The sequence below is a fragment of the Glutamicibacter sp. AGC46 genome, assembly GCF_053543715.1.
Window position 1 is genome coordinate 522,831 of sequence record NZ_JBLVOJ010000011.1, and the last position, 17,482, is coordinate 540,312.

Consider the following 17,482-nt stretch of genomic DNA (forward strand, 5'->3'; position numbering starts at 1 on the left):
AGGCAGGAGGCACCGATGGCGATGAAAATGAACAAGAAGCCAGCAGGTTCCAAAGCCGAATTCCCTTGGTACGTGAGATTCGGCAGGATGCTCGGAACCGTCGAGAACTCCAGCGGCCGCATGGCCTCCACGGACTACTGGCTGGTGCTCGTGGGCTCCATCGTGCTGGCCGTTTTCGGTGTGGTCATGGTCCAGTCATCGGCGTCGGTTGAAGCGATCGCGAAGGGCAGGGACGGTTTCACCGTGGCGCTGTCCCAGGGTGGCTTTGCCGCCTTGGGTATTCTCTGCATGCTGGTCATGCAGCGGATCAAGCCGGAAACGCTGAAGCGGCTGGCCTGGCCTTCCGTTATTGCGGCAGTGGTCCTGTTGTTCCTCGTGGCGTTCACGCCATTGGGCCATACGGTGCTCGGCAACCGAAACTGGATCCGCATCGGCGGCTTCGGCCTGCAGCCCAGCGAGTTCGCCAAACTGGCGTTGTCTGTTTTTGCCGCGTTCATGCTGGAAAAGAAGCAGCATCTGCTGCACGACATCAAGCATTTGGTCGTCCCAGTGGTTGCCCCGGTGGGGGTCTTCATTGTTGGCCTCATCGTGGTCGGCAAGGACGTAGGTACAGCGCTGGTCTTGTTGATGATCATTGCCTCGGCGATGTTCTTGGGCGGCATCCGGATGAAGTGGCTGGCGGCGTTTTCGGTGGTCGGTGTCCTGGGCCTGTCCGTGGCGATCTTCGCTTCCTCCAACCGCCGCCAGCGCATCCTCGCTTGGCTTGATACCGATTGCGGCCCGAGCAGCGACCTTTGCTACCAGGCCAGCATGGGCCTTCACGCCTTCGCCTCCGGCGGCTGGTTCGGTGTGGGCGCAGGCCAGTCCCGCATGAAGTGGTCCTATGTGCCTGAGGCGCAGAACGACTTCATCTTCTCCATCCTGGGTGAAGAGTTCGGCCTGATCGGCGTGCTGTTCGTCCTGGTCATGTTCATGCTGCTGGCCTTGGCGATGTATCGCATTGCAGCACGCGCCAAGGACTTGTACACCAAGGTGCTCATGGGTTGCCTGATGTCCTGGGTCATCGGCCAGACCTTCGTGAATCTGGGTACCGTCACCGGCGTACTTCCCGTGATCGGTGTTCCGCTGCCGTTCATTTCCTCCGGCGGCTCGGCGATGCTCGCCATCATGCTGGCAATGGGCTATGTCCTCTCCTCGGCCCGGGCACAAAAACTTGAATTCGAAGCAATGCTGGAAAAGAAACCGGCAAAGAGCAAGAAAACCAAATAGTGCGCCGCTAGCGGCCGCTATCAGAAGCAGAGGCCCATCGCTGAATCTGCGGTGGACGTTGATCCTGCCCATTGGCAGGACGAAGGAGTACAGCAACAGATGAGCGAAGCACTTCGTCTAGTCGTCGCCGGCGGCGGAACTGCCGGCCATATCTCGCCCATGCTGGCCATAGCTGATGCCGTGAAGGCCGAGCATCCCGAAGCAATGGTCACAGCACTGGGTTCTCCCGGTGGCCTGGAAACCAAGCTGGTGCCGGAAGCCGGCTACCCGCTCGAACTCATCCCCAAGGCCCCGATGCCACGCAGCATCAACGTGGATCTGCTCAAGTTCCCTTTCCGTTTCATCAAGGCCATTAACAACGCCAAGAACGTTCTGCGCACTACCAAGGCCGAGGCCGTCCTGGGCGTCGGCGGTTATGTCTGCACCCCGGCATATCTTGCCGCGAAGCAGCTGAAGCTGCCGATCTTCGTGCATGAGGCCAACTCCGTTGCCGGCATGGCAAACAAGCTCGGGGCAAAGAACGCGGCATTCGTCGGAACCACTTTCGCCAACACCGGGCTGCCCGGTGAGATGCAGGTGGGCATGCCGATGCGCTCCAACGTTGCCACCATGGACAAAGCCGCGCTGCGAGGCGAAGCACGCGGGTACTTCGGTATCACCGGGCAGAAGCCGGTACTTCTGGTCACCGGTGGATCCTCCGGAGCGCAGAGCATCAATACCGCCATCGAGCAGTCCCTGGACGAGCTGAACGCAGCTGGCATCCACACTATCCACATCACCGGACGCGGAAAGCAGATTCTGGACGCCTCGGGCAATCTGCTGTCCCATGAAGGCTACAGCCAGACCGAATACGTGGACCGCATGGACTACGCCTACGCCGTCGCGGATTTGATGATCTGCCGCTCCGGCGCGGGCACCGTCTGCGAACTGGCCGTAGCTGGCACCGCCTCGGTACTGGTTCCGCTGCCCATCGGCAACGGCGAGCAAAAGCTCAACGCCCGTGAGCTGGTCGCTGCCGGGGGAGCCGTCCTGGTTTCCGACGCGGAGTTCACAAAGTCCTATATCACCGAAAATGTCATCAATCTGCTGACCGATCAGCATAAAATTGACAAGATGTCTCAAGCCGCTGCCTCATTGGGGCAGCGCGACGCCGCGCAGATCATGGCGCGACGGATTATTGATGAAGTTTCAACCCGCCGCCGTGCGGGTCAGGAAGGCTAGAACCATGGCACTGCGAGCCGACGAACTGAACGCCGATCTGGGCAAGGTACACCTGATGGGTGTAGGCGGGGTTGGCGTATCAGCGGTTGCACGGCTGCTGCTCGACTACGGCCTGGCTGTCTCCGGCACCGATGCCAAGGATCTCCCGGTGCTCGATGGCTTGCGTGAGCGCGGCGCGCGAATCCACGTAGGCTACGACCCAGCGAACCTCGGCGACGCCGACACCGTGGTGATCTCCTCGATCATCAAGGCCGGAAACCCGGAATACGACGAAGCCCTGCGCCGCGGACTGCGAATCTTGCACCGCTCCGAAGGCCTGGAAGCTACCATGCGCGGCCACGAGAAGATCGTGGCCATCGCCGGTACTCACGGCAAGACCACCACTACTTCGCTGACCGCCCATATGCTCAAGACCATTGGCGCGCGTCCGAGCTTCGCCGTGGGAGCGAATATTCCAAGCCTGGGCACCAACGCCGAGCTCGGATCCGGATCCTACTTCGTGGCCGAAGCGGACGAATCCGACGCTTCCTTCCTCAACTACCGGCCGGATGCCATCATCGTGACCAACGTCGAAGCCGACCACCTGGATCACTACGGTACCGCTGAAGCAGTGCACCAGGCCTTCGTGGACTTCGCCAGGCTATTGCCGGCAGACGGCTTGCTGATCTGCTGTGCAGATGATGAGGGTTCCAACGATCTGGCGCACAAGATGCGCGCAGAGCGTCCGGAAATCCGCGTGCAGACCTACGGCTTCAGCGATCACGCCGACCGCCGCCTTTCCGATGCCCGCGCCACCGAAGACGGCCGCTTCACCGCAACCATCGAATGGGGCAGCGGACAAAGCCGCATCCTGGATCTGGCAGTGCCCGGCCAGCACAACCTGCTTAATGCTGCCGCCGCATTGTCTGTCGGCATTGATGCAGGTGTGGACGTTGACGAAGCGCTGCAGGCGCTCTCCAGTTTCTCCGGGGCAGCTCGCCGATTCGAATTCAAGGGTGAAGCCGCAGAGGTCCGTGTCTACGACGACTACGCGCACCACCCGACAGAGGTGCAGGCAGCGCTGACCGCCGGCCGTACGGTTGCCGGCACCGGCCGGCTGCACATTGTCTTCCAGCCGCACCTGTTCAGCCGTACCCAAGAGTTCTTCCGCCAATTCGCCCAGGCCTTGTCCCTGGCCGATTCGGTGGCCGTGCTGGATATCTACCCGGCACGTGAAGAACCTATCGATGGCGTGGACAGCGAACTGATCGCATCGCGCATCGAGGTTCCTGCCCAGGTACTTTCGCCGGCAGCCGCTGTAGCGCACGTGGTTGAGCAGTCCGAGCCGGGCGATGTCATCATGACCATTGGCGCCGGCGATGTCACAGCGCTAGGTCCAGACATCGTCAAGTCGCTGAGCTGACGAATTCCGTCCCGAGTCCGAGGCCATCGCAGTTGGTCCACTTCCGTCTACCAAGGTGATCCATGGGTGAAGCAGCAAAAGTCGTAGAACTTCCGGAGAGCCCGGAGAAAAAACGGCGCAAGATCCTGATTATTCTCGCGGCATGCATCGTCGTGCTCAGCCTCGCTGCGGTTTTGATCTTGAGCTTCTCACCGGTGATCGCTGCCAAGAAGATCGAAGTAACCGGCACCAAGCTGGTCAATTCCGAGAAGCTGGGGAAGTCCCTGGACCCATTGAAGGGCGTTCCGCTGCCGCGGATCTCTGAATCGAGGGTCCAGGAGCTGATCGGCGAGCAGCCGGCCATCGACGAAATCGTGGTCAAGGCCCAGATGCCCAACACCTTGGTCGTTGAGGTAATCGAAGCTGTGCCGGTGGCCATCTTGCTGGAGGGCAAGAAGCAGTACCTGGTCTCCGAGACCGGCAAGAAGCTTCGCACCGTCGGCAAGAATGACAAGGACAAGTTGCCCAAGATCAAGGCCACCGACGTCACTGCTGATCCGGAGCAGTTCAAGCTGCTGACCGGAATCTTGAGCACCGTTGACAAGAAAGTGCTCAAGGAAGTCTCAACGGCATCCTTGTCCAAGGCAGGGTTCGCCGAACTGGCGTTGCCGAAGAACCGTACTTTGATTTGGGGAGACGCCAAGAAAGCGGCCCTGAAAAATGAAGTGGCGACGATCTTCTTGAAAGAGCTTGAGAAAAAGCACGCGGCCAAGACGACCATCGACGTCACCAACCCAGAAAATCCCGTGGTCTATTAAGTCGCGGTGCTCTGGGCGCGGGAAGACCAATAAGCCAAGAAATTCTGGAAAGATAGTTTTGAGTAAGCGACACGCCTAGGCGGTCGTTGCAGAAAGACCACACGACTCATAGCGTTTCTAATAACGACAGCTTGACAGAATCTTAACCTTAAGGCTAAAGGTGAAGGTCTTTAGCTGGAGTCGTGAAATATGTAGCACATCTAACAAGGGAAGCGGGACGTGGCAGCTCCACAGAATTACCTCGCGGTCATTAAAGTCGTCGGAATCGGCGGTGGCGGTGTAAACGCAGTCAATCGAATGATCGAAGTCGGTCTCAAGGGCGTAGAGTTCATCGCCATTAACACCGATGCCCAGGCTCTGCTTATGAGTGATGCCGACGTCAAACTCGACGTAGGACGCGAACTGACTCGTGGCCTGGGCGCTGGCGCCAACCCTGATGTGGGACGCCAGGCAGCGGAAGATCATGTAGAAGAAATCGAAGACGTCCTGCGCGGCGCGGACATGGTCTTCGTGACCGCTGGCGAAGGCGGCGGTACTGGTACCGGCGGCGCGCCGGTCGTGGCCCGCATTGCCCGCTCGCTTGGCGCGCTGACCATCGGCGTGGTCACCCGTCCATTCACCTTCGAGGGTCGCCGCCGCGCTAACTCCGCCGAGTCGGGCATCGAAGCCCTGCGCGACGAAGTGGATACCCTCATTGTGATCCCGAACGATCGACTGCTGTCGATCTCGGATCGCAACGTATCGGTGCTCGATGCATTCCGCCAGGCAGACCAGGTTCTGCTCTCCGGCGTGCAGGGCATTACCGACCTGATCACCACCTCGGGCCTGATCAACCTCGACTTCGCCGACGTGAAGTCCGTTATGCAGGGCGCAGGCTCGGCATTGATGGGCATCGGTTCGGCGCGGGGCGAAGACCGTGCAGTGAAGGCAGCGGAGCTGGCTATTGCCTCGCCACTGCTCGAAGCTTCTATCGATGGCGCCCACGGCGTCCTGCTCTCCATCCAGGGCGGCTCCGACCTCGGCTTGTTCGAAATCAACGAAGCTGCACGCCTCGTGCAGGAAGTTGCCCACCCGGAAGCCAACATCATCTTCGGTGCCGTCATTGACGACGCCTTGGGCGACGAAGCACGTGTCACCGTGATTGCAGCCGGCTTCGACGAGCCAGATGTCACCAGCAAGCCAATGGCACCGGTCGCAGCAAAGCCAGCTGTCTCCGCGCGCCCGGCTGAGCAAGTGCCAGCGAGCATTCCAGAGACACCAGCACCTGCTGCAACCGAAGCTGCGAAGCCAGCCCAGGTTGCTCATGAGAAGCCAGCTGCCGCAGAGCAGGCTAGCTCCTTCCAGGACCTTCCAGATGTTGTCGACTCGGACCTGAACGGTTCGAACGACGACCTGGATGTCCCGGACTTCCTGAAGTAAAAACAGCAAGAAGCTGAGCAGTGCTACATTTCGCGTCGAACCTCGATCCGAGCATCCAACTGGCATTCACATCGCAGGCTGAGGGAAACCTCGCCCTGCACGTGAATGACGATCCCCGCCTTGTGGCGGAGAATCGAGCCAAATTGGAGGACTTGATCGGGGTTCGACGCTTCTCGCTTAACTTCATGAACCAGGTGCACTCCGCCGATGTATATGAGGTCACGCCGGTGCGGCGCACCTCGTGGCTAGAGCCGGCAGCGCCAACCTGCGATGGATTGCTGGACCCAACTGGCACCCAGCCCCTGGCAGTGATGGTCGCCGACTGCCTTCCGGTGCTCTTTGTCGGAAGAAACACGCGCAATGGGCAAACCCTGAGTGCCGCAACCCACGCCGGCAGGCGCGGGCTGCTCGACGGGATCCTGGCAAAAACGGTCGAGGGCCTGAAGGCTCATGGTGCCGACACAGTGGAAGCCGTGATCGGCCCTTCGATCTGCGGCCGATGCTATGAAGTTCCAGAAAGCATGGCCCAGGAATCCGAAGAGTTGCGCACCGGGATTCGCACCACGACTCGCTGGGGGACCCATGGGCTGGACCTTCCGGCCTCAGCCGAACAAGAACTGCGCGGCCTCGGGGTGGACGTGCGGCAATCCGGTGTCTGCACCTTGGAAGACGAAAGCTACTATTCCTACCGGCGTTCAAGCCGTGCAGGACGACTTGCCGGACTCATCTGGACCGCCGCGTAGGCGTGCGCGACACACCGCCAAGAATTGATCGAATGAACGATGCCTGCATTATTTTGTGCGGTAGCGTCGGAGTAGCGGAAGCGTGCAATGGGGTTGCATGCATGGGATAAACGAGGAGAAACATCGTGGCTGACGGACTGCGTAAGGCAATGGTATATCTCGGCTTGGCGGACGCCGTCGAGCAGGAAGAGACCCAGACACAACACGCTGAGCCCAAAACCCAGGTTCGGGTAGTTGAGGACACAGCTCCAAAGCGACCTGCCGAAGCCCCACGCCCACAGCCTGTTGCAAGGCAGGCTGCGCCGCAAACTCAAGCTAGAGAACCAGAGACGGAATACCGTGCTCCGGTCACCCCTATTAAGCGTGCCCCTTCAGTACGGGATGAGGATTCCGAATTGCGTCAGATTACTACCGTCCACCCTCGTTCTTATAACGATGCCAAGATCATCGGTGAGAACTTCCGTGACGGCATCCCGGTGATTATGAATGTCACCGACATGGGTGAAACCGATGCCAAGCGCCTCGTCGACTTCTCGGCCGGTCTTGTTTTCGCCCTGCACGGCTCCATTGAGCGAGTCACGAACAAGGTCTTCTTGCTCTCACCAGCGACCGTTGAGGTCCTCGGTGAAGATCGCAAGCAGTCCGAAGCGCAAGCAACCTTCTTTAATCAGAGCTAAGACACCAGGAGCACAAGCACAAAATGGTGTTCGGGATCATCTATCTCGCCTTAGCCATCCTCCAGATTCTGCTCTTAATGAGAATTGTGTTGGATGTAACGGAAAGCTTTGCTCGCCACTGGCGACCCAAAGGCATCGCATTGATTGTCGCAAGTGCAATCGTGTCGATTACCGATCCTCCGCTGCGCTGGTTGCGCCGGAAGATCAAACCCCTGGATCTCGGCGGAATCCGTCTTGACCTGTCCTTTCTTGTGTTGTTCATCGTCGTAATCATTCTTAAAGCGGTGGTAGCCAACCTGGGCCTCAGGACAGGGATCTGATTAGGGCATTTCCGTGCTTCACGGGGATTGTCCTGAGCAGTCAAAAGCTGTAGATTCAAAGAATAAGAGACTCGCGCGTAAGCTCGATTTCGTAATAATTGTCCAAATCGTTATATCCTTTAGGAAATGGTGCTCCGACTTCACCGGTCGCGACACTGACAAAAACGGTAAGTGTTTCGCAAGGCAAGACAATGGTCGTGCGGAAATGATCCCAGTATTGAGGTGACCCAATGGCTCTGACGCCAGAAGACGTAGTCAATAAGCGGTTTCAGCCGACCAAGTTCCGTGAAGGCTACGACCAAGACGAGGTAGATGACTTCCTCGACGAAATCGTTGTGGAGCTGCGTCGCCTAACCGGTGAGAACGAGGCTCTACGCAGCCGCCTTGCCGAACTTGGCGAAGATGCGGGTTCGGTATCGAAGGAGCAGGCTGTTCCTGCACCTGTTTCGGCCGCTCCAGTTACTCCTGCTGCTCCAGCTGCTAAGCCAGCTGAAGAGAAGAAGGCAGAAGCTAAGCCTGCAGAGCCAGCGAAGGCAGAAACCCCAGCTGCCAAGCCAGCTGAGGAAAAGAAGGCAGAAGCTAAGCCAGCTGCCGCTGAGAAGGCACCTGCAGCTCCGGCCGCAGCAGCAGCGCCAGCTGCAACTCCTCGCTCCGAATCCGCAGAGTCGGCAGCCAACGTGCTGTCCATGGCTCAGCGTCTGCACGACGAGTACGTCGCTGCCGGTGTCGAGCAGCGCGACAAGATCATCTCCGAAGCGAAGACCGAAGCTAACACCTTGGTCACCACCGCTGAAGAGAAGAGCCGCAAGACCTTGTCGGCCTTGGAGCAGCAGAAGTCGGTTCTTGAGCGCAAGCTCGAGCAGTTGCGTGGCTTCGAACGCGATTACCGTGCTCGCCTGAAGACATACATCGAAGGACAGCTGCGTGACCTTGAGTCCCAGGGTTCGATCGATGCTGGTGCGGCAGGCAAGACCAGCTAGTCGCTGACAGTTCATAACTTGAGCTAGCTATCAAGTAAGATCAACGGTGGTGAACGGATACATTCCGATCACCACCGTTGACGTTTAAGAGGAAATAATGGGTACCACTGTGGACGCAGTTCAATCCGGAAACGCGGGCGCGAAGGCGAAGAAATACGTTGGCCTTGGCCTCGTGATCGCTCTGATCGCGCTGGTACTGGACCAAACCGTCAAAATTGCCGTTGAACAGAACATGCGGCTTGGCCAATCGATTGAAGTGATTCCCGGATTCTTCAACATCCACTACATCCTGAACCCTGGTGCCGCCTTCTCCATCGGCGAAGACTTCACCATAGTCTTCGCGATCCTGCAATCGGCAGTCGCGGTCTACGTCATTTACCTGTTTTTCCGCAAGGTGCTGTCCAGAAGCTGGGCCATAGCCCTGGGCTGCCTGCTCGGCGGTGTCCTGGGCAATGTCGTGGACCGGCTGTTTCGTGAACCGGGCTTCGGATTCGGCCATGTGGTAGACATGTTTTCCGTCACCCACTTCGCTATCTTCAACGTCGCCGACTCGTTCATCGTCTGTTCCATGATCGCGGTGGCATACATGCTCATCCGCGGGCGCAACCTCGATGGCAGCATTGGCGATCCTCCAAAGAAAGACAAGTCCAACAAGGACGAAGCAGAACCAAACGCATGATCTCGAACGAAACCACCATTCACGAACTGCTGGTTGACCCAGCCGATGCCGGTGCACGCCTTGACGCCTATATCTCCCGGTCCCTGCAGATTCCGCGCACCTTGGCTTCGAGCCTTTGCAAGGATTCGCAGATCCAGGTCAACGGACGAACCATTGCCAAATCTCTGAAGATCAAGGCGGGGGACCAGCTGGTAGTCACCATCCCGCCGCAGGCAGACCCATTAGAAATTAAGGTTGAGAAAGTGGAAGAGCTGAAGATTATCGCGGACGACGATGACTATGTGGTCATCGACAAGCCCGTGGGTGTCGCAGCCCATCCATCCCCGGGGTGGGTGGGCCCGACAGTTGTCGGCGCACTCATGGCCGAGGGCTACAACATCACCACTTCCGGTGCCGCCGAACGCCAAGGCATAGTGCACCGCTTGGACGTGGGCACCAGCGGCCTGATGGTCGTGGCGAAAACCGAACGCGCCTACACGGAATTGAAGCGCGCCTTCAAGGAACGCACCCCCAAGAAGATCTACCATGCGGTGGTGCAGGGCCTGCCTGACCCGCTGGAAGGCACCATCGACGCGCCGATCGGGCGCCACCCGGGCCACGACTGGAAGTTCGCTGTCCTGGATGGCGGGCGGGACTCGGTCACCCACTACAAGGTGATCGAGGCCTTCGGCCGCGCCTCGCTGGTCGAGGTGCAACTGGAAACCGGGCGCACCCACCAGATCCGCGTCCACTTCTCAGCCTTCGGGCACCCTTGTGCCGGAGACCAGACCTACGGAGCGGATCCCAAGCTGGGTGCCGCTCTGGGCCTGACCCGGCAGTGGCTGCATGCAAAACGTCTTGGATTCTCCCATCCGGTCTCCGGCCAGTGGATGGAATACGAAAGCGAATATCCTGCGGATCTGGCAGGCGCCGTCGAGCTGCTGCGCGAAGGCGGATACTGAGTTCCAAGGTGCTGTTGGCCACTGGCCGGCAGCACCTTGTGTCGTGCTAGCCACAGCACCGCGCCGGGGTGGGCCCAAGTCCGGGTTTGATCGCTAGACTGGTTGGGTGAGTGCTACACGTGACGGATTTGTCCATCTTCATACCCACACCGAATACTCCATGCTGGACGGTGCGGCGCGCCTAGGCGAACTCTTCGCCGAAGCTAACCGGCAGGGCATGGAAGCCATGGCGATTACCGACCATGGCTACCTGTTCGGTGCCTTCGATTTCTGGCGCCAAGCCACCGGAGCTGGCGTTAAGCCGATCATCGGCGTAGAAGCCTATGTCACCCCGGGCACCGCGCGCGACGACAAGACCCGCGTGAAATGGCGTACCGACGAATCGCAAAAGGGCGATGACGTTTCCGGTGGCGGCCTCTACAACCACATGACCCTGCTCTCGTACAACAACAAGGGCATGGACAACCTTTTCAAGGGTTCGTCCCGCGCCTCGCTGGACTCCGTGTTCGGCAAATACCCGCGCTGGGACCGCGAGCTGCTCAACGAGCACCACGAAGGCCTCATTGCCACGACCGGCTGCCCTTCGGGTGAAGTCCAGACCAAGCTTCGCCTGGGCCAGTACGATGCGGCGAAGGCGGCCGCGGCTGAACTGCAGGATTTATTCGGCAAGGAAAACTACTTCTGCGAGATCATGGACCACGGTCTGGAGATCGAACGCCGCATCACCAAGGACCTGCTGCGCCTGGCCAAGGAACTGGGCATTCCGCTGGTGGCTACCAACGACCTGCACTACACCCATGAATCCGATGCCAAGGCCCACGAGGCGCTGCTGGCCATCAACTCCGGCTCCACGCTCGACGAGCCCACCTATGACCAGGGCGGCAGCCGCTTCGCTTTTTCCGGCACCGGCTACTACCTGAAATCGGCGCGCGAAATGCGCGATTTGTTCAAGGAATTTCCCGAAGCCTGCGACAACACCCTGGCGATCGCCGACCGGGTCGAGGTCTCCTTCGACACGAACGCCAACTACATGCCGAAATTCCCTTGCCCGCCGGGGGAGGACGAAACCAGCTGGCTGATCAAGGAAGTCGACAAGGGACTGCACTACCGCTACCCGAACGGCATCCCAGAAGCTTCGCGCAAGCAGGCAGACTACGAGCTGGACGTCATCATCAAGATGGGCTTCCCGGGATACTTCCTGGTGGTGGCCGACTTCATCAACTGGTCCAAGGACCACGGCATCCGTGTTGGCCCGGGGCGTGGTTCGGGTGCAGGCTCCATGGTCGCCTACGCCATGCGCATCACCGACCTCGATCCGCTGGTGCACGGCCTGATCTTCGAGCGTTTCCTGAACCCGGAACGTGTTTCCATGCCCGACTTCGATGTCGACTTCGATGATCGCCGCCGTTCCGAGGTCATCAAGTACGTGACCGAGAAGTACGGTGATGAGCGCGTATCGATGATCGTGACCTACGGTTCAATCAAGACCAAGCAGGCGCTGAAGGACTCATCGCGCGTGCTCGGCTACCCGTTCAGCATGGGCGAGACCCTGACCAAGGCGCTGCCGCCGGCGGTGATGGCCAAGGACATCCCGCTGAACGACATCGAGAACCCGCAATCCAAGCGCTATTCGGAGGCGGGGGACTTCCGCAACCTGGTGGCCAATGACCCGGAGGCGGCCCGCGTCTTCGAGACGGCCAAGGGCCTGGAAGGCCTGAAGCGCCAGTGGGGCGTGCACGCCGCCGGCGTGATCATGAGCTCGGACCCGATCATCGACGTCATCCCCATCATGCGGCGCATCCAGGATGGACAGGTCATTACCCAGTTCGACTACCCGACCTGTGAAGGCCTGGGGCTGATCAAGATGGACTTCCTGGGGTTGCGCAACCTCACCATCATTTCCGATGCCCTGGAGAACATCGAGTACAACACCGGCACCAAAATCGACCTCGAGACCCTGAGTATCGAGGACCCCGAGGCCTACAACCTGCTGGCCCGCGGCGACACCCTGGGCGTGTTCCAGCTCGATGGCGGTCCCATGCGCTCGCTGCTGAAGATGATGCGCCCCGATAACTTCGAAGACATCTCCGCAGTGATCGCGCTGTACCGTCCGGGCCCGATGGGCGCCAACTCCCACACCAACTACGCCCTGCGCAAGACCGGGTTGCAGGAAGTCACCCCAATCCACCCGGAGCTCGCTGAACCGCTGGCAGAGATCCTCGGCGGCACCTACGGCCTGATCGTGTATCAGGAGCAGGTTATGGCTATTGCGCAGAAGCTGGCCGGCTACTCGCTGGGCCAGGCCGATATCTTGCGCCGTGCCATGGGCAAGAAGAAGAAGTCGGAACTGGATAAGCAGTTCGCCGGCTTCAAGCAGGGCATGAACGACAACGGCTACTCGGACGCCGCCGTGCAGACCCTGTGGGACATCTTGCTGCCATTCTCCGACTACGCGTTCAACAAGGCCCACTCGGCCGCGTACGGCGTGGTCTCCTACTGGACCGCCTACCTCAAGGCGCACTACCCGGCCGAATACATGGCCGCGCTGCTGACCTCGGTGGGCGATGACAAGGACAAGCTGGCACTGTACCTGAACGAATGCCGCCACATCGGCATCACCGTGCTGCCGCCGGATGTCAACGAATCGGCGTTGAACTTCACCCCAGTGGGCAAGGATATCCGCTTCGGCATGGGCGCCATCCGCAACGTCGGCACCAATGCGGTGGCCGGCATGGTCGAGGCCCGCACGGAGAAGGGCAACTACAACGACTTCAACGATTTCCTGGGCAAGGTCCCGGCCGTGGTCTGCAACAAGCGAACCATTGAATCGCTGATCAAGGCCGGTGCCTTCGACTCCATGAAGCATCCACGCCGGGCGCTGGTGGCCATCCACGAAGAGGCCGTGGATTCGGTGATCCAGGTCAAGCGCAACGAGGCGGCCAACCAGTTCGACCTGTTCAGCGCCCTGGGCGCGGATGAGTCCTCGGAGTCGATGCACGTGGCGATCCCCGACATGCCCGATTGGGACAAGAAGGAAAAACTGGCCTACGAGCGCGACATGCTCGGCCTGTACGTTTCCGACCACCCGCTGCAGGGACTGGGCTCGGCCCTGGACCAGTACGCTGACATGCCGGTCACGCACGTGCTCTCGGATGACGGCCCGCAGGATGGCCACATCATTTCCATCGCCGGCATGATTTCCGGTCTGCAGCGGCGCATCGCCAAGAAGAGCGGCAACCCGTATGCGCGCTGCGAGATCGAAGACCTCTCCGGTTCGATGGAGGTCATGTTCTTCGGCCAGGCCTACCAGCCGATCGCCGAGATCCTGGCCGATGACCTGATCGTGGTCATCAAGGGGCGCGTGCAGCGCCGCGATGACGGCTCCATCACCCTGAACGCGCAGGAAATGATGATCCCGGAAATTTCCGAGGATGCCAACGGGGGACCGGTAGTCATCGGCATTCCGACACACAAGGCCACCGAGACCCTGGTGCAGAAGCTGGGTGATGTGCTGCGCACGCACAGTGGCAACACCGAGGTGCGGGTGAAGCTCACCGGCAGCCGCGGCACCTCGCTGCTGCGCCTGGGCATGAACTTCAGGGTAAACCCCAATCCTGCCTTGTTCGGCGATTTGAAGGTGCTGCTGGGCCCGCACTGCCTGGACGTATAGGTAATCGGATCACGGCTTGGATGACCGGGGAAGGTAACTAATGAACCTTCCCCGGTCATCGGCGTTAAACTAGGTAGGTGAGCACTATTCCAGAAACCGAATTCTCAGCACTCGCCACCCTTGATTGGCGCAACGAATCCCTGGGCTACGCACAGCTGAAAGCCAAGCTGCCGCGCCCGGAGATGAACTCCCAGACCGCTGCCGAAACCGTGCAGCAGATCATCGATGATGTCCGCGCCCATGGCATGGAAACACTCAAGGACCTGGCCCAGCGCTTTGACCACGTTGAGCTGGAGCATACCCGTGTGCCGCAGCATGAGCTGGACCGCGCCCTGGAAGAACTGGACCCGCAGGTTCGCCTGGCGCTGGAAGAATCCATTGACCGCGCCCGCGTATTCGCCAAGGCCCAGCGCCCGGACGACGCCGAAGTCCGCTACGCTACCGGGGCAACTGTCACCCAGCGCTGGGTCCCGGTGCGCCGCGTCGGCCTGTACGTGCCAGGTGGCCTGGCCGTCTACCCGTCCTCGGTCATCATGAACGCCGTACCTGCCCAGGCAGCCGGCGTCAGCTCGCTAGCCCTGGCCAGCCCGCCGCAGAAGGAATTCGCCGGACTGCCGCACCCCACCATCTTGGCTGCCGCCAAGCTGCTGGGCATCGACGAGGTGCACGCCATGGGCGGTGCCCAGGCTGTTGCCGCGTTCGCCTACGGGGTGGACATGCCGAACGATGAGCGTGGCGGGATCGAACCGGTTGACGTGATCTCCGGTCCAGGCAACGTGTTCGTGGCAACCGCCAAGCGCTTGGTCAAGGGCGTGGTAGGCATTGACGCTGAAGCTGGTCCTACGGAAATCGCGATTCTTGCCGACAAGGGAGCTAACCCGGGCTTCGTCGCTGCCGATATGATTTCGCAGGCAGAACACGATGCCAACGCCGCGGCCGTGCTGATTACCGATTCACCTGAACTAGCTGCTGGCGTGCGCAAGGAACTCATGGTGCAGGTTGCCGCCACCAAGCACTCCGCCCGTGTGACAGAGGCACTGTCAGGATCCCAATCGGCCGTCATCTTGGTCAAGGACCTGGAGCAGGGGATCGAGGTGTGCAACGCCTACGCCGCCGAGCACCTGGAAATCATGGTGGCCGAGGCGGAATCCACCGCGGCCCGCATCACCGCTGCTGGCGCCGTGTTTGTCGGCGCCTATGCCCCGGTTTCGCTGGGCGACTACTGCGCAGGATCCAACCACGTGCTGCCGACCAGTGGCACCGCGCTGCACGCCTCGGGGCTGAACGTGAATACCTTCTTGAAAGCCATCCAGGTGATCAACTACGACAAGGCCGCGCTGGGCGAAGTGGCCGCTCACGTGATTAATCTTGCCAATGCCGAGGACCTGCCAGCCCATGGAGACGCGGTCGCGGTGCGAAACGCGCAATAGACGCTAAACTGTTAGGTGACATGAGTTGATTCTTGCCACCATGGGTGAACCGAGAATGCTTCTTAGGCTACAGATGGAGGTGCCGTGAACTGCCCGTATTGCCGCAATGCGGATTCCCGAGTGGTCGATAGTCGAGTTGCCGACGACGGCGTCTCGATCCGCCGCCGACGCCAGTGCACGGCTTGTTCGCGCCGTTTCACCACCACCGAAACTGCCAGCCTCAACGTGCTCAAGCAGTCCGGTGCCGTAGAACCGTTCTCGCGCAACAAGGTCATTAACGGTGTTCGCAAGGCCTGCCAGGGCCGCCCGGTCACCGATCACGACCTTGCCGTCCTGGCCCAGGAAGTCGAAGAGGCAGTCCGGACCTCCGGGGCTGCTGAAATCCCGGCCCACCAGGTGGGCTTGGCCATCTTGGAGCCATTGTCGCGCCTCGACGAGGTCGCTTACTTGCGCTTTGCCAGTGTCTACCACAACTTCCAGTCGCTGACTGATTTCGAGACCGCCATTGCCCGGCTGCGCGATCGCCGTGGCAAGGTTCCGCAGGGAAACCAGCGTCCGCTCTCGGCCGACTAGCAGTTTTCGCATAGAGCAAACGCCAGTGCCCCAGACCTTTCGAGGTCGCGGGCACTGGCGTTTGGCGTAGGCGTCGCAGCGGCTATGGCAGGGTGAGAATTTCCGCGCCATCGTCGGTGACCAGCAGGGTGTGCTCGAACTGCGCGGTGCGCTTCTTGTCCTTGGTGGTCACGGTCCAGTCGTCTTCCCACATGTCCCATTCGACGGTGCCCAAGGTGAGCATCGGCTCGATGGTGAAAACCATGCCCGGCTCGATGGGAGTGTTGTAGGCCGGCGCCGCATCGTAATGCGGGATGATCAAGCCGGAATGGAAGGCCTCGCCGACGCCGTGGCCGGTGAAGTCGCGGACCACGCCGTAGCCGAACCGCTTGGCGTAGGTTTCAATGCTTCGGCCGATCACATTGATCTCACGCCCTGGCATCACGGCCTTGATGGCGCGCTTCAGCGAGTTTTCGGTGCGCTCGACCAGCAGGCGCGATTCTTCATCCACGTCACCGACCAGGAAGGTGGCGTTGTTATCTCCGTGAACGCCACCGATGAAGGCGGTGATATCGATATTGATGATGTCGCCATCTTGCAACACGGTGGTGTCCGGGATGCCGTGGCAGATGACCTCGTTCAACGAGGAGCACAGCGACTTGGGGAATCCGCGGTAGCCCAAGGTTGACGGGTAGGCGTTGTGATCCATGAGGAATTCGTGGCCAAGCCGATCGAGCTGGTCGGTGGTGGATCCCGGCTGGCAAGCCTTGCCAACTTCCTGCAGTGCCTGAGCGGCAATCCTTGAAGCTATGCGAATGCGTTCGATGACTTCTGGGCTTTTGATTTCCGAAGCCGTGTTGCTGGCAGGTTCCTTCTTGCCAACGTATTCGGGGCGTTCAATGTGTTTCGGTACCGGAAGTTCCGGGGAGACCGTGCCGGCGGTGAGATTTCCAAGGGGTGCAGTTGAAGCAATAGCCATGCTTTTATTCTAGCTTCACGTATCTGCCGCTTCGCTAGGAGATAGCCGATAGAACAGGTGGTGTTGCACCTATTTTCCGCCGGTTGGGATACCGTGGAAGAAGCAGCAAGAATCGAGAATAGAGGAGTTTTCCATGAGCTCAGTTGGCACCCCGGGCGAGGGGCAGTACTGGTACAACGTCTCGACCAAGACCGTGGAGAATGGCCCGCAGTCTGATTGGTCGCAGTTGCTTGGCCCATATGACACGGTTGCTGAAGCCGAAGCGGCAATGGCGAAGGTCCAGGCACGCAATGAGGCGTGGGACGACGCAGAGGAAGACGACGAGTAGAAGTCAAGGGCACCGAGCCAGGCCGGTGCGGCGAATGGCAAAGCGGTGGGGGGCCACGATGGATGACATCGAGGC

The 17,482-nt window shown here is 60.2% G+C and carries 16 protein-coding genes; 15 read left to right on the top strand and 1 reads right to left on the bottom strand.

Translation table 11 applies throughout. The features are described from left to right. The first annotated feature begins 15 nt into the window (after positions 1–15). The 14 genes from ftsW to nrdR all read left to right on the top strand — a co-directional run bounded on the left by ftsW (position 16) and on the right by nrdR (position 16,121). Positions 16–1,269 carry a putative lipid II flippase FtsW gene (gene ftsW, locus ACNPM8_RS07640; RefSeq protein WP_332730614.1) on the top strand — a complete coding sequence of 418 codons (1,254 nt, stop codon included), beginning with the start codon at positions 16–18 and terminating at the stop codon, positions 1,267–1,269. 99 nt (positions 1,270–1,368) lie between these two features. Further along, entirely contained in the window at positions 1,369–2,490 is a 1,122-nt protein-coding gene (murG, locus tag ACNPM8_RS07645; RefSeq protein ID WP_448939580.1) for an undecaprenyldiphospho-muramoylpentapeptide beta-N-acetylglucosaminyltransferase, read from the top strand. Positions 2,491–2,494: 4 nt separating this feature from the next. Beyond that, positions 2,495–3,892, top strand: coding sequence for a UDP-N-acetylmuramate--L-alanine ligase (murC, locus tag ACNPM8_RS07650; RefSeq protein ID WP_133834281.1), 1,398 nt, complete (start codon positions 2,495–2,497; stop codon positions 3,890–3,892). 62 nt (positions 3,893–3,954) lie between these two features. Further along, complete coding sequence (locus ACNPM8_RS07655; RefSeq protein WP_448939581.1) at positions 3,955–4,689, top strand: cell division protein FtsQ/DivIB; 735 nt, start codon at positions 3,955–3,957, stop codon at positions 4,687–4,689. 219 nt (positions 4,690–4,908) lie between these two features. Further along, positions 4,909–6,108, top strand: coding sequence for a cell division protein FtsZ (gene ftsZ, locus ACNPM8_RS07660; protein ID WP_105656797.1), 1,200 nt, complete (start codon positions 4,909–4,911; stop codon positions 6,106–6,108). A gap of 20 nt (positions 6,109–6,128) precedes the next feature. Next, positions 6,129–6,851, top strand: coding sequence for a polyphenol oxidase family protein (locus tag ACNPM8_RS07665; RefSeq protein ID WP_133834279.1), 723 nt, complete (start codon positions 6,129–6,131; stop codon positions 6,849–6,851). Between the two features lie 125 nt (positions 6,852–6,976). Further along, positions 6,977–7,528, top strand: coding sequence for a cell division protein SepF (locus ACNPM8_RS07670; RefSeq protein WP_105656795.1), 552 nt, complete (start codon positions 6,977–6,979; stop codon positions 7,526–7,528). Between the two features lie 23 nt (positions 7,529–7,551). After that, positions 7,552–7,848: a YggT family protein gene (locus ACNPM8_RS07675; protein ID WP_105656794.1), complete on the top strand. Its 297-nt coding sequence runs from the start codon at positions 7,552–7,554 to the stop codon at positions 7,846–7,848. A 230-nt stretch (positions 7,849–8,078) separates the two neighbouring features. Then, positions 8,079–8,828 (top strand): DivIVA domain-containing protein, encoded by a 750-nt coding sequence (locus ACNPM8_RS07680; RefSeq protein WP_105656793.1) that lies wholly within the window; start codon positions 8,079–8,081, stop codon positions 8,826–8,828. Between the two features lie 97 nt (positions 8,829–8,925). Then, a complete protein-coding gene (lspA, locus tag ACNPM8_RS07685; RefSeq protein ID WP_332485981.1) occupies positions 8,926–9,507 on the top strand; it encodes a signal peptidase II in 582 nt (193 codons plus the stop codon). Then, on the top strand, positions 9,504–10,448 hold the full coding sequence (locus tag ACNPM8_RS07690) for an RluA family pseudouridine synthase (protein ID WP_105656791.1): 945 nt from the start codon (positions 9,504–9,506) through the stop codon (positions 10,446–10,448). The genes lspA and ACNPM8_RS07690 overlap by 4 nt, the downstream gene beginning before the upstream one ends. Before the next feature lie 106 nt (positions 10,449–10,554). Then, positions 10,555–14,118, top strand: a complete 3,564-nt coding sequence (dnaE, locus tag ACNPM8_RS07695; protein ID WP_105656790.1) for a DNA polymerase III subunit alpha — start codon at positions 10,555–10,557, stop codon at positions 14,116–14,118. Positions 14,119–14,195: 77 nt separating this feature from the next. Then, positions 14,196–15,548 (top strand): histidinol dehydrogenase, encoded by a 1,353-nt coding sequence (gene hisD / locus ACNPM8_RS07700; protein ID WP_105656789.1) that lies wholly within the window; start codon positions 14,196–14,198, stop codon positions 15,546–15,548. 84 nt (positions 15,549–15,632) lie between these two features. Continuing rightward, the gene (gene nrdR, locus ACNPM8_RS07705) at positions 15,633–16,121 is read left to right on the top strand and encodes a transcriptional regulator NrdR (protein WP_105656788.1); all 489 of its coding nucleotides are present in this window, start codon (positions 15,633–15,635) and stop codon (positions 16,119–16,121) included. 82 nt (positions 16,122–16,203) lie between these two features. On the opposite strand, the gene map is transcribed toward nrdR, so the two are convergent. Continuing rightward, the gene (gene map, locus ACNPM8_RS07710) at positions 16,204–17,079 is read right to left on the bottom strand and encodes a type I methionyl aminopeptidase (RefSeq protein ID WP_448939582.1); all 876 of its coding nucleotides are present in this window, start codon (positions 17,077–17,079) and stop codon (positions 16,204–16,206) included. A gap of 133 nt (positions 17,080–17,212) precedes the next feature. Here map and ACNPM8_RS07715 point away from each other — a divergent pair, with 133 nt between their 5' ends. Next, complete coding sequence (locus tag ACNPM8_RS07715) at positions 17,213–17,407, top strand: hypothetical protein (RefSeq protein ID WP_105656786.1); 195 nt, start codon at positions 17,213–17,215, stop codon at positions 17,405–17,407. The last annotated feature ends 75 nt before the right edge of the window (positions 17,408–17,482 follow it).